The 22,811-nt window shown below is 33.1% G+C and carries 24 protein-coding genes; 17 read left to right on the top strand and 7 right to left on the bottom strand.

What is annotated here, in order from left to right; genetic code table 11:
- Position 1 precedes the first annotated feature (1 nt).
- From WFZ85_RS01765 to WFZ85_RS01750, 4 genes are read left to right on the top strand one after another with little or no spacing between them, the layout of a single operon-like run.
- Positions 2-502: a DUF6702 family protein gene (locus WFZ85_RS01765; protein ID WP_342694562.1), complete on the top strand. Its 501-nt coding sequence runs from the start codon at positions 2-4 to the stop codon at positions 500-502.
- Between the two features lie 59 nt (positions 503-561).
- On the top strand, positions 562-2,811 hold the full coding sequence (locus WFZ85_RS01760) for a M1 family metallopeptidase (RefSeq protein WP_342694561.1): 2,250 nt from the start codon (positions 562-564) through the stop codon (positions 2,809-2,811).
- Between the two features lie 45 nt (positions 2,812-2,856).
- On the top strand, positions 2,857-3,180 hold the full coding sequence (locus tag WFZ85_RS01755) for a Sec-independent protein translocase subunit TatA/TatB (protein ID WP_342694560.1): 324 nt from the start codon (positions 2,857-2,859) through the stop codon (positions 3,178-3,180).
- Positions 3,180-3,737 (top strand): phosphatase PAP2 family protein, encoded by a 558-nt coding sequence (locus tag WFZ85_RS01750; RefSeq protein WP_342694559.1) that lies wholly within the window; start codon positions 3,180-3,182, stop codon positions 3,735-3,737. Before WFZ85_RS01755 ends, WFZ85_RS01750 begins: the two co-directional genes overlap by 1 nt.
- Positions 3,738-3,753: 16 nt before the next feature.
- On the opposite strand, the gene WFZ85_RS01745 is transcribed toward WFZ85_RS01750, so the two are convergent.
- Both WFZ85_RS01745 and WFZ85_RS01740 read right to left on the bottom strand, forming a co-directional pair.
- Entirely contained in the window at positions 3,754-4,395 is a 642-nt protein-coding gene (locus tag WFZ85_RS01745) for an O-methyltransferase (RefSeq protein ID WP_342694558.1), read from the bottom strand.
- A gap of 4 nt (positions 4,396-4,399) precedes the next feature.
- Positions 4,400-4,930, bottom strand: coding sequence for a hypothetical protein (locus WFZ85_RS01740; RefSeq protein WP_342694557.1), 531 nt, complete (start codon positions 4,928-4,930; stop codon positions 4,400-4,402).
- Positions 4,931-4,992: 62 nt separating this feature from the next.
- On the opposite strand from WFZ85_RS01740, the gene rlmN reads away from it, so the two are divergent.
- The 6 genes from rlmN (at position 4,993) to dnaG (ending at position 12,283) form a co-directional block, all read left to right on the top strand.
- Entirely contained in the window at positions 4,993-6,033 is a 1,041-nt protein-coding gene (rlmN, locus tag WFZ85_RS01735) for a dual-specificity RNA methyltransferase RlmN (protein WP_342694556.1), read from the top strand.
- Positions 6,034-6,374: 341 nt separating this feature from the next.
- On the top strand, positions 6,375-7,355 hold the full coding sequence (locus WFZ85_RS01730; protein WP_342694555.1) for a polyprenyl synthetase family protein: 981 nt from the start codon (positions 6,375-6,377) through the stop codon (positions 7,353-7,355).
- A 339-nt stretch (positions 7,356-7,694) separates the two neighbouring features.
- Positions 7,695-8,267: an RNA polymerase sigma factor gene (locus tag WFZ85_RS01725; protein WP_342694554.1), complete on the top strand. Its 573-nt coding sequence runs from the start codon at positions 7,695-7,697 to the stop codon at positions 8,265-8,267.
- Positions 8,268-8,328: 61 nt separating this feature from the next.
- Positions 8,329-9,072, top strand: coding sequence for a hypothetical protein (locus tag WFZ85_RS01720; RefSeq protein ID WP_342694553.1), 744 nt, complete (start codon positions 8,329-8,331; stop codon positions 9,070-9,072).
- A gap of 39 nt (positions 9,073-9,111) precedes the next feature.
- A complete protein-coding gene (locus tag WFZ85_RS01715; protein ID WP_342694552.1) occupies positions 9,112-10,188 on the top strand; it encodes a hypothetical protein in 1,077 nt (358 codons plus the stop codon).
- Positions 10,189-10,285: 97 nt separating this feature from the next.
- On the top strand, positions 10,286-12,283 hold the full coding sequence (gene dnaG, locus WFZ85_RS01710) for a DNA primase (protein WP_342694551.1): 1,998 nt from the start codon (positions 10,286-10,288) through the stop codon (positions 12,281-12,283).
- Positions 12,284-12,324: 41 nt separating this feature from the next.
- On the opposite strand, the gene WFZ85_RS01705 is transcribed toward dnaG, so the two are convergent.
- Together WFZ85_RS01705 and nadE are read right to left on the bottom strand one after the other, a co-directional pair.
- Complete coding sequence (locus tag WFZ85_RS01705; protein WP_342694550.1) at positions 12,325-12,954, bottom strand: response regulator transcription factor; 630 nt, start codon at positions 12,952-12,954, stop codon at positions 12,325-12,327.
- Between the two features lie 75 nt (positions 12,955-13,029).
- Positions 13,030-13,842 (bottom strand): NAD(+) synthase, encoded by an 813-nt coding sequence (gene nadE / locus WFZ85_RS01700; protein WP_342694549.1) that lies wholly within the window; start codon positions 13,840-13,842, stop codon positions 13,030-13,032.
- 96 nt (positions 13,843-13,938) lie between these two features.
- On the opposite strand from nadE, the gene gldB reads away from it, so the two are divergent.
- Both gldB and gldC read left to right on the top strand, forming a co-directional pair.
- On the top strand, positions 13,939-14,898 hold the full coding sequence (gldB, locus tag WFZ85_RS01695) for a gliding motility lipoprotein GldB (protein ID WP_342694548.1): 960 nt from the start codon (positions 13,939-13,941) through the stop codon (positions 14,896-14,898).
- Positions 14,895-15,230: a gliding motility protein GldC gene (gene gldC / locus WFZ85_RS01690; protein WP_342694547.1), complete on the top strand. Its 336-nt coding sequence runs from the start codon at positions 14,895-14,897 to the stop codon at positions 15,228-15,230. The genes gldB and gldC overlap by 4 nt, the downstream gene beginning before the upstream one ends.
- A gap of 4 nt (positions 15,231-15,234) precedes the next feature.
- On the opposite strand, the gene WFZ85_RS01685 is transcribed toward gldC, so the two are convergent.
- From WFZ85_RS01685 to WFZ85_RS01675, 3 genes are read right to left on the bottom strand one after another with little or no spacing between them, the layout of a single operon-like run.
- The gene (locus WFZ85_RS01685) at positions 15,235-15,831 is read right to left on the bottom strand and encodes a hypothetical protein (protein ID WP_342694546.1); all 597 of its coding nucleotides are present in this window, start codon (positions 15,829-15,831) and stop codon (positions 15,235-15,237) included.
- 1 nt (position 15,832) lies between these two features.
- Positions 15,833-16,453 (bottom strand): ribosome biogenesis GTP-binding protein YihA/YsxC, encoded by a 621-nt coding sequence (gene yihA / locus WFZ85_RS01680; RefSeq protein WP_342694545.1) that lies wholly within the window; start codon positions 16,451-16,453, stop codon positions 15,833-15,835.
- Positions 16,454-16,476: 23 nt separating this feature from the next.
- Entirely contained in the window at positions 16,477-17,256 is a 780-nt protein-coding gene (locus WFZ85_RS01675) for an alpha/beta fold hydrolase (protein ID WP_342694544.1), read from the bottom strand.
- Positions 17,257-17,645: 389 nt separating this feature from the next.
- On the opposite strand from WFZ85_RS01675, the gene WFZ85_RS01670 reads away from it, so the two are divergent.
- Genes WFZ85_RS01670 through WFZ85_RS01650 form a run of 5 tightly spaced genes read left to right on the top strand, consistent with a single transcriptional unit; the run spans position 17,646 to position 22,806 of the window.
- On the top strand, positions 17,646-18,119 hold the full coding sequence (locus WFZ85_RS01670) for a division/cell wall cluster transcriptional repressor MraZ (RefSeq protein ID WP_342694543.1): 474 nt from the start codon (positions 17,646-17,648) through the stop codon (positions 18,117-18,119).
- Positions 18,094-19,002, top strand: a complete 909-nt coding sequence (gene rsmH / locus WFZ85_RS01665) for a 16S rRNA (cytosine(1402)-N(4))-methyltransferase RsmH (protein WP_342694542.1) — start codon at positions 18,094-18,096, stop codon at positions 19,000-19,002. Before WFZ85_RS01670 ends, rsmH begins: the two co-directional genes overlap by 26 nt.
- Positions 18,999-19,346, top strand: coding sequence for an FtsL-like putative cell division protein (locus WFZ85_RS01660; RefSeq protein WP_342694541.1), 348 nt, complete (start codon positions 18,999-19,001; stop codon positions 19,344-19,346). Before rsmH ends, WFZ85_RS01660 begins: the two co-directional genes overlap by 4 nt.
- On the top strand, positions 19,337-21,346 hold the full coding sequence (locus WFZ85_RS01655) for a penicillin-binding protein (RefSeq protein WP_342694540.1): 2,010 nt from the start codon (positions 19,337-19,339) through the stop codon (positions 21,344-21,346). The genes WFZ85_RS01660 and WFZ85_RS01655 overlap by 10 nt, the downstream gene beginning before the upstream one ends.
- The gene (locus tag WFZ85_RS01650) at positions 21,343-22,806 is read left to right on the top strand and encodes a UDP-N-acetylmuramoyl-L-alanyl-D-glutamate--2,6-diaminopimelate ligase (RefSeq protein ID WP_342694539.1); all 1,464 of its coding nucleotides are present in this window, start codon (positions 21,343-21,345) and stop codon (positions 22,804-22,806) included. Before WFZ85_RS01655 ends, WFZ85_RS01650 begins: the two co-directional genes overlap by 4 nt.
- Positions 22,807-22,811: the final 5 nt, after the last annotated feature.

Genomic DNA, 22,811 nt, shown 5'->3' with positions numbered 1-22,811 from the left:
GATGAAAAAAATAGGCATACTTTTTTTGTGTTGCACCTTATTATTTGAATTTACATCGTTTAAAGCGCATCGTTTCTATACGGCTATTTTTCAAATAAATTATGTTCAACCCAAAAAAATGGTGCAAATTACCACTCGTATTTTTGTTGATGATTTAAATAATGCACTAAAAAATCAGTTCCATAAAAACACCTACTTGGGAACTGATAAAGAGTCGGCTCAAGATATTGAATTAATGAAAAAATATTTTGCAGATAAGTTCAAATTATCAATCAACGGAAAATTTCACGCGATGAATTATTTAAGTAAGGAAATTGAAGACGATGTAGTAGTTTGTTATTTAAATATCAAAGATATATCGAAGTTAAACACGCTTGAAATAGAAAATTCAGTCATCGTTGAGATACATCCAGAACAGCAAAATATTATCCAGTTTAATGATAACGGGAACAAAAAAAGTTTGTTGTTATCAGGCGACACAATTAAAGGAATGTTAAAATGATGTTCCTTTCATTACCACAACTAAAATAATTTTACATTTACATTCGTTAAAATAAGGCTATGAAACTAATAACTAAAATAGTAACTTTTTTATTTTTGATTTTTACAAGCATAAATCTTGCACAAGAAGTATCAAAAACAACCAATTTAGAATATAGAAATCCGGATAAGTTCAAACAGATGTATGATATAATGGCCACGCCCAATATGTATCGTACAGCTTCTGGCGCACCAGGACCAGAATATTATCAGCAACAAGCCGACTACAAGATTGATATTGAATTAGATGATAAGAATCAAAAATTATATGGTAGAGAAACCATCACTTATACCAATAATGCTAAAGAGTCGCTAGACTATTTATGGTTGCAGTTAGACCAAAACGAAAAAGCCAGAAATTCTAATTCTCCCTTAGTTGAAAACAATAAAACCGATCCTGCATTTACAACTCAAGCATTTTCGAGAAAATATTTAGAGCAAGATTTTGATGGTGGCTTTAATATTGAATATGTCAACGATTCACAAGGTAAACCGATGACTTACACGATTAACCAAACCATGATGCGAGTGGAGTTGCCCAAAGTATTAAAACATGGCGAAAAGATTTCGTTTTCCATAAAATGGTGGTATAATATCAATAATTATTTAATTGATGGCGGTCGTTCTGGCTACGAACATTTTGATAAAGACGGAAATAATTTATATGTGATTGCGCAGTTTTATCCAAGAATGGCAGTCTATAACGATGTGGAAGGATGGCAAAATATGCAATTTTGGGGAACAGGCGAGTTTGCTTTGCCATTTGGTAATTTTGAGGTAAACATCACCGTTCCAGCCGATCATATTCTAGAAGCAACGGGAACATTATTAAATAGAAGCGAAGTTTTTACAGCCGAACAGTTACAACGCTATAAATTGGCTGAAAAAACATTTGATAAGCCGGTAATTATTGCTACTCAAGCCGAAGCCGAAGCGAGAGAAAAAGGATTTTCAACCGCCAAAAAAACATGGAAATTTAAAGCAGAAAATGTGCGTGACTTCGGGATTTCTACCTCAAGAAAATTCATTTATGATGCCATGGCAGTGAAAACAGGAAATACAACATCTATGGCTATTTCTTTGTATCCAAAAGAAGGAAATCCGCTGTGGGAAGAATATTCTACAAGAATGGTGGCACATACTTTAAAAAGTTATTCTAGCTATACTTTTGATTATCCTTATCCAAAAGCAATTTCAGTCAATGCAAGAGATCAAGGAATGGAATATCCCATGATTTGTTGGAATTATGGTCGTCCTGATGAAACTGGAAAATATACTGACCAAACTAAGTATGGCATGTTAGGTGTAATTTGTCATGAAATAGGACACAATTATTTTCCTATGATTGTTAATTCCGACGAACGTCAATGGTCCTGGATGGATGAAGGATTGAACACCTTTTTAGAATATTTAACCGAAATGACTTTTGATCCAAAATTTCCTGCGCGTCGCGGACCAGCTAAAAATATTGTTCCCTACATGAGTGGTGACCAAAAAGGATTAGAACCTATTATGACCAATTCCGAAAGTATACGTCAATTTGGAAACAACGCTTATGGAAAACCAGCAACAGGATTAAATATTCTGCGCGAAACCATCATGGGTCACGAGTTATTTGATTATGCTTTTAAAACCTATGCTAATCGTTGGAAATTTAAACATCCAACACCGGAAGATTTTTTTAGAACTATGGAAGATGCTTCAGCAGTTGATTTAGACTGGTTTTGGCGCGGTTGGTTTTATACGACGGATTATACTGATATTGGAGTAAAAGAGGTAAAAAAGTATTTTGTAAGTAATGAGCCTACAAAAGAAGTGGCCGAGTTCATGAAAAATAGACGTCGTCGTGATACAAAGCCTGGCGCAATGGTCTATATGGTTGCCGAAGGGAGCGAAGATTTTAAACCTGAAATGAATAAACCATTTAAAATTGTAGATTACAAAGCACTAGCTGACTATGTAAATGAAAATTTTACCGCCGAAGAAAAAGCAAAATTGAGCGAACCAAAATATTTTTATCAAGTTACTTTCAATAAACCCGGCGGATTAGTAATGCCAATTATTGTGGAGCTTACGTTTGAAGATGGCACCACTGAAAACCATTACTTTCCGGCACAAATTTGGAGAAAAAATGACCAAGAAGTAAGCAGAACGTTTGCCACTCAAAAAGCGGTTTCGAAAATTCTTGTAGACCCAAAATTGGAAACAGCAGATATTGATACATCTAATAATTCGTGGCCAAAAACAGAAGAAAAATCAAAATTTGACTAGTAGAAGTTTGTAACTTTGCAAATCTAAATAAAGCAATTCAAAACTATGTTCGGAATAGGTGGAGGCGAATTAATATTCATTATTTTTATAGCATTGATGCTTTTTGGATCTGACAAAATTCCAGAAATAGCAAGGACTTTAGGGAAAGTTATGGCACAAATGAAAAATGCTACCAACGAAATTAAAAGCGAAATTCAAAAAGGTGCTGAATCTAACGGAATTGATACGTCGCTAAAAGATTTGACTTCTTCATTCACTTCAGAAGTTGATAAGGTAAAAGAAGGTTTAGATGCTAATTTAACCAATCCAGTAACTAAAGCTACGCAGGACATCGAGGAAATAACAGGTCCAATAAAAAGACAAATGTAATGCTCGAAAAAATCATTCAACTAGATAAAGAGCTTTTCGTTTTTCTAAACGGATTAGGTTCGGAATCTTTTGATGGACTTTGGTTGATGATTACAAAACAATGGAATTGGGCGCCGTTTTTTTTATTGATTTTTTATCTTTTACAAAAAAAAATAGGCTGGAAAAACTTCGGGTTTTATATCCTTTTTACGGCTCTTTTAATTCTTGTTTGCGACCAAACAGCCAATCTCTTTAAAAACGGATTTGAGAGATTAAGACCTTGTAACGATGAAGAGTTAAAAGGAATTATAAGAATTGTAAAATCTAGTAAATCGTTTAGTTTTTTCTCAGGACATGCCACAAACTCTATGGCAACAACTGTTTTTACTTTTATGGTTTTAAGAAAATTTTATAAACACAGTTATTGGTTATTTGTGTTTCCTTTAATCTTTGCCTACAGTAGAATTTATTTAGGATTGCATTTTCCTCTAGATATATTGGCAGGTTATGCGTTTGGCGCTTCGATGGGATTGGTTTGTTTTAAATTGTATAGAAGGTATATTCTTCGTACTTCGTAAATTGTACTTCGTATATTTATTTTACCCTCGAAACTGTCAGTCCATCTCTGATAGGCAACAATACAGTTTCTACTCGAGAGTCGTTTTTTAATAGTTGGTTGTATTCCAGCAGAATTTCGGTAGTAATATCGCCTTGTTTTACTTCTTCTAAAACTTTTCCACTCCACAACACATTATCCGAAAGTATAATTCCACTTTTGTTCATCATTGGTACAATTAGATGAAAATAATTGATGTAGTTTTCCTTGTCAGCGTCAATAAAAACCAAATCATATTTTTTATTTAAAGTCGGAATGATTTCCAATGCATTACCTAGATGTTGAATGATTTGGGCTTTCCACTGGCTTTTATCAAAATATTTTCTTTGAAAATCAAAAAGTTCCTCTTCAATGTCCAAGGTATCGATGGTGCCATTTTCGGCTAAACCTTCGGCTAAACAAAGTGTAGCATAACCAGTATAAGTACCTACTTCAAGTATGTTTGTCGGATGAATGATTTTAGAAAGCATACTCAGTACTCTTCCTTGAAAATGGCCACTCAACATACGTGGTTGCAGAATTTTTTGATGGGTTTCTTTATTCAATTGCGCCAATAATTCAGGCTCGTTTTCAGAATGATTGGTTACATAAATATCTAGTTCGTCGGAAATGAAGTTCATAACGTTATTTTTGATTAAATAAATTGGCTAAAAAATCAAATGAATTTTCAATTTCTAAATCATAATTATAGAGAGCAAATCTATATTCAAATTTATTTTTTACACCTAATAAGTAATTTATTAATATTTTCTCGTCGGGTTTTAATTTTGATTTTTTTTTCAATTTATATAGATAATAATTTTTTTCTGGTCCAATCACTTTAGCCACTATTTCAATATCATTTTTATTTAAATAATCTAAAAATTCTAAATCTAATTCTTTTAAACTTTTTAAATTTAATTTAGAACCGTTTGTAAAAACTATTTTATTAGGATCCAATTTTCTATATTCAAGAAAAGTGTTTTTCTCGTCTTTGAATGTTTCACAATGACTTACAAAATAATCATCTGTTCTTGCAAATTTTTCCCATTTCCCATTATTCATTAGCTTATACGATTTGGTAACTTTTTTATTATCAACAACTGATATAGAATCGTATTGACTAAAACAAGTTAAAGAAAAAAGTAAAATTAACGACTGTAGTAATTTTTTCATTTATTGAATCTTTTCACAAAAATACAAATTAACAACTAATCAAAATACCCTAAATTTGCGCTATGGAAATCGAGAAAAAAGACATCCGAAGTTTATCCAAAGAGCAATTGCGCGATTTTTTTGTGGCCAATGGTGACAAAGCTTTTCGTGGCAATCAAGTGTATGAATGGTTATGGAGTAAAGCGTCACATAGTTTTGATGACATGACCAATGTTTCTAAAGAAACGCGAACGATGCTCGAAAACAACTTCGTGATTAATCATATCAAGGTTGATACCATGCAACGTAGCGAAGATGGCACGGTTAAAAATGCGGTTCGTTTGCACGATGGACTTATTGTAGAAAGTGTTTTAATTCCAACAAATACCAGAACTACTGCATGTGTTTCTAGTCAAGTGGGTTGTAGTTTGGATTGTAGTTTTTGTGCTACGGCTCGATTAAAACGAATGCGAAATCTTGAACCTGGCGAAATCTACGACCAAGTCGTGGCAATAGATAGAGAAAGCCGTTTGTATTACAATCGGCCGCTTTCTAACATCGTTTTTATGGGAATGGGCGAACCGTTTATGAATTACAACAACGTGATGAAAGCCATTGACATGATTACATCGGAAGAAGGTTTAGGCATGTCACCCAAACGAATTACGGTTTCGACTTCGGGAGTTTCAAAAATGATAAAAAAAATGGCTGATGATGCGGTAAAATTCAAATTAGCGGTTTCATTACATTCTGCTATTGAAGAAACTAGAAATCGAATTATGCCGTTTACCAAAAACTTCCAATTGCCCGAATTGAAAGAAGCTTTGCAATATTGGTATCAAAAAACCAAAAGCAAAGTCACCTACGAATATGTGGTTTGGAAAGGAATTAATGACGATAAAGCGTCGATTGATGCTTTGGTAAAATTCTGCAAATACGTTCCGTGCAAAGTCAATTTAATCGAGTACAATCCAATCGATGATGGCGAATTCCAACAAGCTTCTGATCAATCTATCGAAAACTATATCAAAGCGTTAGAGCAAAATGACATCGTTGCAAAAGTAAGAAGAAGTCGCGGAAAAGACATCGATGCTGCTTGTGGACAATTAGCCAATAAATCATAAATTTTAAATTATTTGGAGCGATACGTTTGCGCATTGTAATCCACCATTTTCCTGCTTTCCAGTTCAATCTTTTATGAATTGCCACGTTTAAACCCGTCGCAATTCATAAAAGGATTTTCATTGCAAATGAAATTCATCGAACTCCTATGAAAATTATTAATAAAGTGAGATAATCAGGGCTAATTCAGTTTCTGTATTGGATAAATTTAGTATCTAATATAATTTTCTTTGCGACTTGGTGACAAATACAAAGTATATCTAGAAATTAGAACTAGAATACCGTTAAGATTATTATAACACTGACGCTACTTCGAGCAAAACTCCTATTTTTGTATTCGTAAATGAACATCACCGCCCAAATAAAACAACCCATTCAAGAGGAAATGGAACTTTTCGAGAAAAAGTTCTTTGAGTCAATGTCCTCAAAAGTGGCATTGTTAAACAGAATTACCTATTATATCGTTAACCGAAAAGGAAAACAAATGCGACCGATGTTTGTTTTTTTGGTTGCCAAAATGCTCTCTGATTCTGATCAAGTAAACGAACGAACCTATCGTGGAGCAAGTGTAATCGAACTTATTCACACAGCAACATTGGTTCACGATGATGTTGTGGATGATAGTAATCGGCGTCGCGGATTTTTCTCTATTAATGCGTTGTGGAAAAATAAAATTGCCGTTTTAGTTGGTGATTATTTATTGTCAAAAGGATTATTGCTTTCCATTGACAACGGCGATTTCGACTTACTTCAAATAATATCCGTAGCCGTTCGCGAAATGAGTGAAGGCGAATTACTTCAAATAGAAAAGGCACGAAGATTAGACATAATTGAAGATGTTTATTATGAAATTATCCGGAAAAAAACAGCCACTTTAATTGCCTCGTGCTGTGCGCTTGGAGCAAAATCAGTTTCCGAAGATGCAATTTTAGTAGAAAAAATGAGACTTTTTGGTGAACTCATCGGAATGGCTTTTCAAATTAAAGACGACCTTTTTGATTACACCGATGATGCCATTGGGAAACCAACCGGAATTGACATCAAAGAACAAAAAATGACATTGCCATTGATTTATGCGTTAAATAATTGTTCACCAAAAGAAAAAAGTTGGTGCATCAATTCTATTAAAAATCACAACAAAGATAAAAAACGCGTAAAAGAAGTAATCCAATTTGTAAAAGACAAAAACGGACTAACATATGCTGAACAAAAAATGGCACAATTCCAACAAGAAGCACTCTCATTACTTCAAGATTTTCCAAATTCTACCTATAAAGAAAGTCTGATTTTAATGGTTAACTATGTTATCGATAGAAAAAAATAGAAAATCAACTTCAAAAGTCAATTTCAATTGCAATAGTTTAACGTAAACTTTGTCATTCCGTAGGAATCTCCTAATTCAAGTTAAATTTAATACTTTTCTTTACAGTTGGTAATTCCGTAGAAATCTCAATTTTTTTAAATAAAAAACACACTGATAATTAGTGATTTGAATTATTTTTTAACTTTAATTCAAAATTTTTAATTGTGTCATGCAACCATTTTCCATCGACAGTCGTCTATGCTAATAGAAGTCTTAACCAATATCAAAAATCAACGACAATTTCAATGTCATATTTTTAAAATTGAATTTTGAGATTTGAAATTGAATTTGAAATTTTAAATGAAAGTAATCAACTTACATAAAGAGGAAAAGGAAGTAATCGAAATGGCTGTCGAAAATAATCGTCATGCACAACATCAGATTTATTCTAAATATGCTCCAAAAATGCTAAGCGTTTGCCGTCAATATATTAAAGATGTCCATCAGGCGGAAGATATAATGATAACTGCTTTTATGAAAGTGTTTACCAATTTGCACCATTTCAAACACGAAGGAAGTTTTGAAGGTTGGATTAGACGAATAATGATTAACGAATGCATTTCATTCATCAGAGTTCAAAAGAAAGTAAAGTTTCTAGAAGACGAAAACTTTGTTGAGGAAAAAGCAAACAATATAGAAAGCCAGTTTTCAGTTGAAGACATTCAGTTTTTGATAGACAATTTGCCCGATGGTTACAAAATGGTTTTTAATCTTTATTGTATAGAAGGTTATAAGCATCAGGAAATTGCTTCGATGCTGGGAATAAGTGAAGGAACTTCAAAATCACAATTGTCTCATGCTCGAAAAATGCTTCAGGACAATGTTTTAAAATTAAAAAATTATGAAATGAGCGTATCGAAAAGGAATCTATAATGAATTATTTGCTTAGCGAATTCAATGAGACAAAAAAAAACAATATTAAAAACGAATTAAAATGGAACCGAATAATATAGAAAATCAAATCAGAGAAAAGTTGAATTCGAGAGAAATTCAGCCTTCTAATCAAGCTTGGGATCGATTGGATGCCATGCTAACCGTTGCCGAAGAAAAAAAAACAAAGCGTTCTTTTTTCTCTTTTACATATATTGGAATTGCTGCCAGCGTATTGGTTTTAGTAACACTTGGTCTGTTTTTGTTCAATCAAAAAGGAAGTGAAATAGAACTCAATAATACGGTTGTGGAAACTGAAACAAAAGTGGATTCAACAACAAAAAATTCAAATTCTAATAACGAAACGTCAATTCAAGTACCTGCGAAAGTAAGTGCATCAAAGCAAGTTGTTGTTATTTCAAAAAATGCACAACCCGCAACCCGCAACTCGCAGCTTATAATTCGCAACCCGCAAGCAAAAAATCCAGCTATCAATCGTGATAAAGAAATTGAGTATTTACTTCATCAAAACGTTGCTCAAAAAGACATACCAAAAGTTGTTGATACAAAAACAACTATAACCTTTAAAGAAGAAAGTGTAGTGCTCGATGATTTTTTGGTAGCTAATTTAAAATACCCAGTAAAAAAGAAGTCCGATAAACAAGTAGCTATCAAGGTGGATGTAAAAAGCCTACTTTCGGAGGTTGATGGGGAAGTAGAGCAAAGTTTTAGAGAAAAAGTTTTATCAAAAATAAACAAGAATTATCAAGAAGTTAAAGTGGCTTTGGCCAATAGAAATAATCAATAATAGAGTTTCAATCATTAATCAAATTTAAATCAAAAACACATGAAAAATTTTACTATGTACATCGCCATGGCATTTTCACTAGTAGCAACTCAATTAGTGGCACAAGAAAAACCTTTTAAAGTCGAAAAAATACAACCATCTTTTGAGTCGCAAGCAAAAGCTATTGCAGATAAAATCGAAAGTATTACCAAAGAAGAAAAAGCAGCTTTAAAACTAGAAATCGAAGCTATTAATAAAGAGTTGGAAGCAGGAACAATTACAAAAGAACAAGCTGACGCAAAGAAATTAGTATTTGCTGACACACGTTCTAAAAATATTGAAACACGTGTTGCTGTTGAGCAATCTAAATTAGAAGATTTGGTACAACAAAAAGTGGATGGCAAAATAGATGAAACTACTTTCACTATTACGGATAGTATCTATATTGACTTAAAAGGAATGAAAAAATCGTTCGCTAAGAAAAAAACTGGAGGTGAACGAAGAACTACATCGCAGTTTGTTTTTGCAGCTGGACTTAACAATTTGGTTACCAATGAAAGTGTAGCCAATTCTGACTACAGATATTGGGGTTCACATTTCTACGAATGGGGTTTTACATCCAACACTCGAGTTTTTAAAAATGATAATTTATTGCATTTTAAATATGGTTTTTCAGTGATGTACAATAATCTTCGTCCAACTGATAATAGATTATTTGTGACAAATGGAAATCAAACTATTCTTGAAACTAGCGCTATTAATCTTGAAGAATCACGATTAAGAAACGTGTTTATAACTGCGCCAGTGCATCTCGAATTTGATTTTACTAAGAAAAAAATCGACGATACCGGGAAAAATATATTCAAAACACACAGAAGTTTTCGTTTAGGAATTGGTGGTTACGCAGGTTTGCGGGTAAAATCGAAACAAAAGTTGCGTTATGAAATTGACGGAAATGATATTTCAACAAAAGAAAAAGGCGATTTCAATGTGAATGATTTTATTTATGGAGTCAGCACTTACATTGGATATAAAGAAACCAGTTTGTATATAAAATATGATTTAAATCCGATGTTTCAGGATAATGCAGTAAAGCAAAACAACATTTCACTTGGTGTTCGTTTCGACTTTAATTAATTTAGTTCGGTTAGTTGTTAACCCTGTCAGAGTTTGAAACTCTGACAGGGTTTTTTACTGAGAAAAACTTTGTAACTTTATACCCAAAACCAATATTGTGATTACTCGCGAAACCATAGATAAAGTTTTTGAAACTGCTCGCGTAGAGGAAGTCATTGGCGATTTTGTCCAACTCAAGCGTGCAGGAAGTAATTATAAAGGTTTGAGTCCATTTTCTGATGAACGTTCGCCATCTTTTATGGTGTCTCCGGTGAAGCAAATTTGGAAAGATTTTAGTTCAGGAAAAGGCGGAAGTGTTGTCACTTTTTTGATGGAACACGAACATTTTACCTATCCAGAAGCCATTCGCTATTTAGCAAAAAAGTACAACATCGAAATAGAAGAAACCGAAGTTTCTATTGAAGATAAGGTAGAAGCTAATGAAAAAGAAAGTATGTATCTGGTTTCAGAATTTGCTAAATCCTATTTTCAGGATATACTTTTAAATTCAGAAGAAGGTAAAGCTGTTGGCCTAACTTATTTCAAAGAAAGAGGATTTACAACAGATACTATTGCTAAATTTGGTTTGGGTTATTCACCCGAAACTTGGGACGCTTTTACAAAAGAAGCCTTGTCAAAAGGATATCAGTTAAATTATCTCGAAAAAGTAGGTTTGACCATTGTTCGCGAAGACGGCAAACACTTTGATCGTTTTAAAGGACGAGTTATGTTTCCTATTCAGAGTCTATCGGGAAGAAATCTAGGTTTTGGAGGACGAATTTTAACCAATGATAAAAAAGCTGCCAAATATCTCAATTCACCCGAGAGCGAAATTTACTATAAAAGTAAGGTTTTATATGGTATTTTTCATGCCAAACAAGCCATTGCTAAACAGAACAATTGTTATTTAGTTGAAGGCTATACTGATGTGATTCAAATGCATCAAGCCGGAATTGAAAATGTTGTCGCTTCATCGGGAACAGCTTTAACTCCTGACCAAATTCGATTGATTAATCGTTTGACCAAAAATATTACTGTTCTTTTTGATGGCGATGCTGCGGGACTTCGTGCTTCTATTCGGGGAATTGATTTGATTCTCGAAGAAGGAATGAATGTAAAAGTGTGTACATTTCCTGATGGAGATGATCCCGATAGTTTTGCGCGAAAAAATTCTTATGATGATTTAGTACATTATTTAGAAAATAATGCTAAAGATTTCATTCAGTTTAAAGCGTCTCTTTTAATGAACGAAGCGCAAAACGACCCAATTAAAAAGGCCGATTTAATTAGGGATATGGTTGTAAGTATTTCCAAAATTCCAGACAGAATAAAAAGGGAAGTATATATTCAAGAATGTTCGCGCATCATGGATATTTCCGAGCAAGTTTTACAAAATACTTTAGCTCAGCTAGTTCAAAAAGACATTGCAGAAGCTGGAAAAAAACTTAAAAATCAAGAAGCGTCAATCAGCAATAGTAATTCGCTCGAAATTGTAAAAAATGATACGCAAGTTTCACCAGATAGCGTCAATATTATTTATGAACTCGAAAGAAAAATAATTGAGATGCTTTTGTTGTACGGAAGTTTAGAGGCTGATTTTGAAGACTATATATTAAAATCCAATGATGAAGGAGAAATGATTGAAGAAAAGGAAGTGAAAAAAGTAAAAGTTTTTGAACGAATTTATTTAAGTTTACAAGAAGATGAAGTAGAATTAGCTAATCCTTTTTTTAAAGATATTTACAATGATTTAATTGACTATTACAACCAAAACGAAAGTTTTAATATCGAACATTATTTAATGAAATTGACACCAGAACATTCCCAGTTAGTCACTGATATCTTAATGTCTGAAGAAAAAGAGTTATTGCATAATTGGGAAGTCAAACATATTTATGTAAAAACAAAAACGCAAAATGTAAGTCAATATGTTTCTGAAACAATAGTGTCATTGAGGGAATATCTCATAAACAAGCTAATCATGGATATGATGAACAGTTTTGATAAAGAAAATGAAAATTCCCTTGAAGAACTAATGTCTACTATCAATGATTATAACAAATTGAAAGTGAACTTAACTAATAAAATAGGAAGAATACGATCTACATACTTATAAAAAAACCTCGTCTCGAAGAAGCAGGACGAGGTTTTTAACATTTAAACGATTTCTAAAGTTCTTGCCTTATTAACTAAATCAACAAGATTTGTTACGTTAAGCTTTGTTAAAAGCCTAAGTTTGTAAGTACTAATTGTTTTTTCGTTAAGATTTAAAATTTTTGCAATCTCATTATTTTTCTTTCCATCGCTTAGAAAACGCAGTACTTCAATTTCTCTATTTGAAAGTTTTCTGTACAAACGTTCCGATTTGTTTTGTTTAGCAATTAAAGCTAAACTTTTTTTGATTTCATCATTTAGGATGATTTGTCCTTGACTTACTTTGACAATTGTAATTCCCAAATTTTCGAGTTTAGAAGTCTTATGAACATATCCAGCGCATCCAGCTTTAATAGCGTTTGGGGCATAAACATGTTCTGATAAGGCGCTAAAAACAATTACCTTTGTTTTCGGGAAATTCTTAATAATTGATTTTAGTTCATAGATACTTTTCAGACCGTCAAGTTCTAAATCAATAACTAAAACGTCAATTTCTTTGTTTCTTAGCGCATCAGGCACCATGAAAAAATTCCCAACGTTTGAAGCAATACTAATCTCGTGATGATCTTTAAAATACGCTTTTATTCCAAAATGAACAACTGGAAAGTTGTCTGCTACACATACATTTATCATATTAGTGGTTTTTGATAAAAATTAATAGATATATGATGTAAAGTTAAGAACATTTTAGTAATATTTTAACATTAATCAAATTTTTTTATAAAATTCTGGAATTTCGCAAACTGGAATTGGTTTTATTTTATGTTGATTTACTGCATTTAGATAGGAGTAAATTTCAAAAACTTTTCTTTCTCTTTCCGAAAAACGATCATGACTACTATTACTTTCAGATACAGTCATTGCCCATTCCAACTCGTCATAGCTTGCGCCAAGCTGTTCTTCATCTGTTCTTGAGTCCCCAAAGAGACCATCTGTTGGAGCTGCATTTTGAATTGAAACTGGAATTTCTAAAAATTCTCCTAAAGCATAAACATCGCTCTTCATTAAGTCAGCAATTGGACTTAAATCAACACCACCATCACCATATTTTGTATAAAAACCTACACCAAAGTCCTCCACTTTGTTTCCTGTACCTGCCACCAACAATCCATAAATTCCTGCATAATAATATAATGTGGTCATTCGTAATCGTGCTCTTGTGTTAGCTAAAGACAAATCAACTTTTTTATCATCTTCTATACTAAGTACAACTTTTTGAAAAGTTTCAAAAACCGAAGTCAAATCACTTTCAACACTTTTTACATTAGAAAAACGTTTTTTTAATTGCGCAATGTGTTCTCGCCCGCGAGAAACTTGACTAGCATGTTGATGAATTGGCATTTCAACACACAGAGTAGTTAATCCCGTTTGTGCACATAGTGTTGAGGTTACAGCAGAGTCAATACCACCCGAAATACCAATGACAAAACCATTGACTTTAGCATTTTTGGCATACTCTTTTAACCATGAAACAATATAATCGTTTGTTTCTTTTACTTTGATGTTACTTTTTTTAGCCATTTCTTATGATTTTTTTTAAACACTCCAATGTATATTTGCAAATGTAAATAAATCGCTAGGTTATAAACTTTAATAAATTCCTATAAATTTCTTAAAATGACAAAATATATTCTAGGTATACTGATTGCGTTTTCCCTAGTTTCATGCAATCAAAAATCTAAAGTTGAAAAAGAAGTGGAGGAAATCCCAATTGAAATTAAAGTCGAACGATTTGACGAAGCTTTTTTTGAAACCAAACCTAAGGATTTACAAAACCTCAAGGCAATTTACCCTTTTTTCTTTCCTGAAGGTGTGTCAGATAGCGTTTGGATTGAAAAAATGGAGAATAAAGATTGGCGTGATTTATATCAAGAAGTTCAAAATAAGTTTCCTGATTTTAACAAGCAAACGCAAGAAATTGAAGATTTATTTCAACACATTAAGTATTATTTTCCAAAAACTGTTGTTCCAAAAGTATATACTGTAATTGCTGAAATGGATTATAATAACAAGGCCATTTATGCCAATGATAAATTAATTATTGCACTAGAATTGTATTTGGGCAAGCAACACAAATTTTACCAATTTCCCGAATATTTGAAACAAAATTTTGAGGAAAGACAAATGATGCCCGATATCGTTTCGAGTTTTTATTTGAGAAAATCCGTGCCACCAGCCGATAATACTTTATTGTCGAACATGATTTATGCAGGAAAAGAATTGTATCTAAAAGATGTTCTTATTCCTAATTATACTGATGCAGAAAAAATTGGCTACCAACCTGAGCAAATTACGTGGTGCGTAGAAAACGAAAGTTATATGTGGCGGTTTTTTATTGATGAAAATCTGCTTTTCGAATCCGACTCAAGATTGGCAAATCGCTTTATAAATTTAGCCCCATTTTCTAAGTTCTACCTCGAAATAGATAACGAATCTCCTGGAAGAGTTGGGCAATGGGTAGGTTGGCAAATTGTTCGTTCGTTTATGAATAACAATGAAGTAAGTTTGCAGGATATGCTTAAAATGGATGCAAAACAATTATTTGAAAGATCAAAATACAAACCAAAGAAATCATGAGTGAAATTATAAAATCCGAAATCAAGTTCAATATCGAATTAGACGCCAATCGTGTTCCCGAAAAACTAACTTGGACAGCACAAGATGGCGGAGTTGAAGCAGAAGAAGCTAAGGCTATGATGCTTTCTATTTGGGATAGCAATGCCCAAGAAACATTACGTATAGATTTATGGACAAAAGATATGCCTGTAGACGAAATGAAGCTGTTTTTTCATCAAACCCTAGTAGCTATGGCTGATACGTTTCAACGTGCGACTGCCGATGAAAAAATGGCTAATACGATGAAGGATTTTTGTGATTATTTTGCAGAAAAACTGGAGTTGAAAAAGTAAAAAATTACTTTATCGATTTTTTTTCGATGTCTCGTAAAATTTTATTTAGACATCCAAGTACTAATTTTGTAGTTGAGGCACTAAAATTGACATCACTGTTATTATTTTCTGCAATACTAACTCTTCCAAGTACTTTTTTAGAATAAATAATATTGGGCATGTTTAAATCATAAACTTCAAATAGTACTTCCACCGATTTTGATAAATTTTCATTAAATCGATGATTAGTCAAATTAATGTCTGACAACGAATTGCTTATCACATTAATTTTTACATTGATAAAAAAATCAACGCCACTGCCTTTCTTTAAATCTTTTAAAATTTCCTTCGTGGGATTGGATTTTATATTTTTTGGGAGCAATAAGCTGTTACTATCATTACTATAAATCAATCTGTTACCCAGTCTATCTTTCAGTTTTTTTACTACGAGATTTTTGGCAGTACTGCGAGAAGTTGTTGGATCTACAATTTCATTTAAAAGCCATTTGCCTTCTCTAAAATCCAATCCAGTTGCCACTGCATTGTCTGTAAAAACGTAGCTCGGTAAATTACATGAAAATAACAAGGAAGATAATAGCAACAATAGCGTTGTTTTTTTCATTCTAAAACTGGTTTAAATCTTTAAAAACTTCTTCGTTAATGAGGTCAATAAAGTCTAAAACGGTATCTTTTCCTGTACCTTCTGTGGCTGAGGTTACAAAATATTGTGGCATTTCTTCCCAGTTATTAGCCAATAAAGCTTTTCGGTAAGCTGCAACATGAGCGTCCACTTTTCCTCTACTAATTTTATCAGCTTTAGTAAAAATAATACAAAAAGGGACTTCAGTTTCTCCTAAATATTCGATAAACTCTAGGTCAATTTTTTGCGCTTCAAGGCGAATATCTATAAGTACAAAGGCACAAACCAATTGTTCTCTTTTCTCAAAATAATCAGTTATAAAATCCTGAAATATTTCTTTTGTTTTTTTGGAAACTCGAGCATAACCATAACCAGGTAAATCAACGAGAAACCAGTTGGAATTAATTTTAAAATGATTAATTAGTTGCGTTTTTCCAGGTTTTCCGGAAGTTTTAGCCAAATTTTTATGATTGGTCAACATGTTAATTAGTGATGATTTTCCAACATTGGAACGACCAATAAACGCATATTCTGGTAAACGCTCCAATGGGCATTTACTAACATCTGAATTGCTGATAATAAATTCGGCTGAATCAATTTTCATGGATTTCTTAAAAATAAAAAGTCCTAGAAGGACTTTGTTAATAAATGTACTTCTTTAAGCCATTCGTGCAACAACCTATTAAATTCAGCCGGATGTTCCATCATAGCTGCATGTCCACATTTGTCTATCCAATACAAAGAAGAATTAGGCATCAATTTGTGAAATTCTTCGGCTACTTCTGGTGGCGTTACCTGGTCGTTTTTGCCCCAAATAATACATGTTTTTACATGCATTTTTGGTAAATCTTTGGCCATGTTATGACGAATAGCACTTTTCGCTATTGTTAACGTTTTAATGACTTTAATACGGTCATTTACAATCGAAAAAACTTCATCTACCATTTCTTTCGTCGCCACATTTGGGTCATAAAAAACAACTTGCGTTTTTTTCTTGATGTATTCATAGTCGCCTCTTTTTGGATAACTATCACCCATAGCGCTTTCATAAAGGCCTGAACTTCCAGTGATTACAAGTCCAGCTACTTTTTCGGGATACATTTTTGAATGATATAAAGCAATATGACCACCTAGTGAATTGCCCAGCAATATCACTCGGTCAAACCCTTTAAAGGTGATAAAATCTTTAACATATTTTGCAAAAGCTTTGACATTGGTTTTCAGAATATTTTGTGAGTAAAGAGGTAGTTCAGGAATAATAACTTTGTAACCATTTGCCGAAAAATACTCGGCAACGTCATTAAAATTGCTTAATCCTCCCATCAAACCGTGTAAGACAAGAATTGGCGTTCCTTCGCCCGCTTCATAATAAGAGTATCGTCCTTCTTTTTTAAAATTTGATTCCATATGTTTTTTGACTTTTACATCGGAAGCAAATATATGATTTTATACCTAAAAATCATTTTTGGTTGTTGTTTTAATTTAAAATAATTGCCTACAATTTGCCTTTTGTTCGGGTATTGTAAGCGTTCAGAAAAATATGTACAAATTGCTTTCAAGTTGCTTAAACACTTGAAGCTAAGTTATAATACCACCAAAAAGTAACTTTTTATTGAATAGCAAAATATAGTAATCAACATTTCTTAATGGATGTGAAACAATTATTTCGATTGTTTTCTTTCGGTTTCGCCACTAAAATGTGATAAAGTGGTAAAACTTATTAACAAAGTGGTATTAAGTGGTATTTTGTGGTAAATATTTTTATATTTTTGCTACTAACCAATACCAAAAAACAATTGAACTCCATAGTTGGAACATATGAATGTAAAGTTGACGTCAAAGGAAGGCTACTGATTCCATCGGCTTTAAAAAAGCAACTTGCTAATTCGATTCAAGATGGCTTTGTCTTGAAGCGTTCCGTTTTTCAACCTTGTTTAGAGTTATATCCTATGACGGAGTGGAATTTGATGATGCAAAAAATCAATAAACTCAATCGTTTTGTGAAAAAGAATAATGATTTTATTCGTCGATTTACAGCTGGTGTAAAGGTTGTTGAAGTGGATGATTTAGGAAGATTGTTAATTCCGAAAGATTTGGTTGTTTTTAGTCATATTTCAAAAGACATAGTTCTTTCGTCTGCAGTAAACATTGTTGAAATATGGGATAAAGATTTGTATGAAAAATCGATTGCAGGCGATGATATTGACTTTGCAGATTTAGCCGAAGATGTAATGGGAAATAGTAATGATGACAACGATGGAGTATCATAGCCCTGTTTTGCTAAAACAAACCGTTGACGGATTAAATATTAAACCCGACGGAGTTTATGTTGATGTGACTTTTGGTGGCGGTGGTCATTCCAAAGAAATTTTAAAAAGATTAGGTCCAAATGGAAAATTATTTGGTTTTGATCAAGATGAAGATGCTTGGGAAAATACTTTGAAAGATGAAAGATTTACATTAATCGAAGAAAATTTCAGATACATCAAGCGGTTTTTGAGGTTTCACGGTATAAAAACTGTTGACGGAATTTTGGCTGATTTAGGGGTTTCATCACACCAATTTGATGTTCCAGAAAGAGGTTTTTCTACGCGATTTGATGCCGATTTAGACATGAGAATGAGTAAGAAAAATGATTTGGACGCTTTCAAAGTGATTAATGAATATGATGAAGCCAATTTAAAAAGAGTGTTTCTCGATTATGGTGAGTTGAAAGTGGCTCCAGCTTTAGCGAGAACAATTATAGAAGCTAGAGAAAAGAAAACCATCAGTACAACTGAAGAATTGAAAACGGTTTTGACTAAGTTTTTGCCTGAACAATTTAAGAATAAAATATTAGCTCAAATCTATCAAGCCATTCGAATAGAAGTAAACCAAGAGATGGATGTTTTAAAGGAATTTTTAGAACAGTCTCTCGAAATATTAAAGCCAGAAGGAAGATTAAGTGTTATTTCTTATCATTCTTTAGAAGACAGGTTGGTAAAACGTTTTATGAAAAATGGTCTATTTGAAGGGGAACCAGAGCGTGATTTTTTTGGAAATTTTACTGTGCCTTTCAAATTAGTTGGCAAATTAATAGTTCCAGATGAAGTTGAAATTAAGAGTAACAATAGAGCCAGAAGCGCCAAGTTAAGAATTGCCGAGAAACTATGAAAAAAGGAGTTTATAGCATTTTAAAAGCTCGATTTTTAGTAAATGAAGATGCATCAAAAAATTGGCAGTTTATAGTTTTTGTAATAATTCTTGCCATTTTGATGATTGCCAATACACACACTTTTGAACAAAAAGTTTTTCGAATAGCTGAATTGACAGGGGAAGTTAAAGAATTACGTTCAGAATTTGTGGACAAGCGGTCAGAGTTGATGAAATTAAAAATGGAGTCAACCGTTTCGGAGAAAATGAAGAAGAGACAAATAGTGCCTTCACAAACACCACCGAAGAAAATAAAAGTAAAAAAACCTATAGAAAAATCATTTTTTCAAAAAATATGGCAGTAGACGATAAACATATCTCGAACAGAATTTATCTAGTTGCATTTTGCATCTTTATAATGGCTGTGGCTATTGCTTTTAAGCTGTCAAAAATTCAAATAGTAGAAGGACCAAGACTTCGTGAGTTGGCCAAAAAAGAAACGGTTAAGAGTTTTTTGATTCCTGCCAATAAAGGAAATATTTATTCAGCGGATGGCAGTTTGTTAGCTACATCAATCCCAAATTATAATATCCGATTTGATGCTGTTGCTCCTAAAAATGAGGCTTTTGAAAAAAATGTAAAACCATTAGCCGACTCGTTATCAAAACTCTTAGGAAAACCCTATTCTTTTTATCATTCGCAACTAAACATTGCCAGAACCAACAAAAACAGATATTTACTAATAGCTCGTGATTTAAGTTACACGCAATACATCAAAATTAAAAGTTTCCCGCTTTTTAATTTAGGTGCAAATAAAGGCGGAATTATTGTGGAGCAAAAGACAGTAAGAGAACATCCAATTGGAAAAATTGCGGAGAGAACTATTGGTTACGAGCGTGTGAAACCAGATGGCGAATTAGACGGAAAAGGAATTGAATGGTCGTTTAGAAAATATTTGAACGGTAAAGATGGTAAAGTGCTGAAACAAAAAATCGCCAAAGGACAATGGAAGCCTATTCGCGATATCAATGAAGTGGAACCACAAGACGGCTATGACGTGATTTCAACAATTGATGTTTACATTCAAGACATTGCGCATCATGCTTTGTTAAAACAACTCAAAGAATTTAAAGCAGACCACGGCTGTGTTGTTGTGATGGAAACCAAAACAGGAAAAATTAAAGCAATTTCCAACCTTGGTAAATTGAAAGCAACCGATACCACTTATTTTGAAACCGAAAACTACGCAATTAAAGAGTCGCATGAACCAGGATCTACTTTCAAATTAGTCGACATGATTGCATTACTCGACGACAATAAAGTAGATACAAGCAAAGTGTATGACAGTAATGGCGGCGTTATTGATTACAGAGGAAAAAAAGTTAGAGACTCCAAAGAAGGCGGTTATGGTAGAATTTCGTTAGCCAAAGGTTTTGAGGTATCTTCAAATACTGTTTTGGTTCAAGCAGTTTATGAAAATTATAAAAATAATCCAACGGAGTTTGTAGATAGAATTGACAGAATGGGACTGAATAAGCCACTGGGATTGCCCTTTAAAGGAGAAGGACAGCCGTATATTCCGCAACCTGAAGATAAAAATTGGAGTGCTATTTCGTTACCATGGATGGCGTTTGGTTACGGCGTTTCGATAACACCATTGCAAACATTGACCTTATATAATGCTGTTGCCAATAATGGTGAAATGGTGAAACCACAATTTGTTTCCGAAATAAAAGAGTGGAATAGAATCGTAAAAAAGTACAACAAGGAAGTTATCAATCCTAAGATTTGTTCAGCAGAAACTAATAAAAAACTTAAAGCAATTTTAGAAAATGTTGTCAAACGAGGAACAGCGTCAAAGTTGTATTCTAAAGATTTTTCTATGGCCGGAAAAACAGGAACGGCTCAAGCTAATTACGGCAAAAATGGCGGTGCAGATAAGCACTATATTTCATCATTTGTTGGATATTTTCCTGCTGATACGCCAAAATATTCGTGCATAGTTGTAGTTCACAAGCCTAATACATCTGGAAATAATTATTATGGCGCTGATGTTGCTGGACCTGTTTTCAAACGTATTGCCCAAAAAATATTTACCGACTCGCCTTCGACTAATGAAATTAAAAATCTCAATAAAAAAATTAATGCGCAAGAGAAATCATTCAATGCCTTTTATGCTAACTCACAATCAGAGTTAAAAGTCGTTCCAAATTTAAAAGGAATGGCAGGAATGGATGCAGTAGCACTTTTGGAAAATTTGAAAGTAAAAGTAAAAGTCATTGGCGTTGGTAAAGTAAAAAAACAATCGATTGCCGCAGGACAAGCCTTAGATAAAAGCAAAACAATTATACTAGAATTATCGTGATTATCCTTAAAGACATATTATATAAAGTAGCTATTGATGCTGTAAAAGGCTCGACCGAAATTGAAATTAATAAAATTGATTTTGACTCGCGTAAAATTCAAGACAACGATGTTTTTGTAGCTATTCGCGGCACTGTTTCCAATGGGCACGACTTTATTGAAACAGCTATAAATCTTGGAGCTACTGTAATAGTTTGCGATACTTTTCCCGAAATAATTGTTAGCGGAATAACTTATATCCAGGTCAAAGATACCAACTCAGCATTGGCCTATTTAGCTGCTAATTTTTATGGAAATCCATCTCAAAATCTAAAATTAGTTGGAATTACCGGAACAAATGGAAAAACAACTATTGCTTCACTTTTGTACCAATTATTTAAAAAAGCGGGCTATAAAGTGGGATTGTTGTCTACGGTGAAAATAATGGTTGATGATGTAGAGTATAAAGCAACGCACACCACACCCGATTCGTTGACTATCAATTATTACCTCGCAGAAATGAATGCTTTTGGGATTGAATATTGTTTCATGGAAGTGAGTTCTCATGGAATTCATCAAAAACGAACTGAAGCACTTCAGTTTGCAGGTGGCGTTTTTACTAATTTATCACACGATCATTTGGATTATCATCCAACGTTTGCCGAGTACCGCGATGTAAAAAAATCATTTTTCGATTTTTTACCCAAAACAGCTTTTGCTCTTAGCAATATTGATGATAAAAATGGATTGGTTATGCTGCAAAATACTGCTGCGCGAAAATTGACCTATGCCTTAAAGTCCTATGCGGATTATAAAGCTCAAATTTTAGAAAATCAATTATCAGGATTATTGCTAAAAATCAATGACAATGAGGTTTGGGTAAAGTTGATAGGGACTTTTAATGCTTACAATTTAGTAGCAATTTTTGGAACAGCAGTTGAACTAGGATTGGATAAACTAGAAGTATTACGATTACTATCAGAATTAGAAAGTGTTTCTGGACGATTTCAGTTTATTGTTTCTAATTCAAAAATCACTGCTATTGTTGATTATGCTCATACGCCTGACGCTTTGGAAAATGTATTGAGTACCATCAGCAATATCAGAACAAATAACGAACAACTGATCACAGTCGTAGGTTGTGGTGGCGACAGAGACAAAACGAAAAGACCAATCATGGCACATATTGCCAGTAGCATGAGCAATAAGGTCATTATAACTTCTGATAATCCGCGAACGGAAGATCCAATTGATATCATTGCCGATATGGAAAAAGGGGTAGAACCACAAAATCATAAAAAAACTTTGTCAATCGTTGATAGAAAACAAGCTATTAAAACGGCTTGTCAATTGGCCAATCCAAATGATATCATTCTTATCGCCGGAAAAGGACACGAAACCTATCAGGAAATTCAGGGTGTTCGCTATGATTTTGACGATATGAAAATAGTTAAAGATTTTTTAGAACAATTAAGCAAATAACCAAA

The organism is Flavobacterium aureirubrum (assembly GCF_038739835.1).
Lineage (GTDB): Bacteria > Bacteroidota > Bacteroidia > Flavobacteriales > Flavobacteriaceae > Flavobacterium > Flavobacterium aureirubrum.
This window is presented reverse-complemented; position numbering and strand designations above follow the sequence as displayed.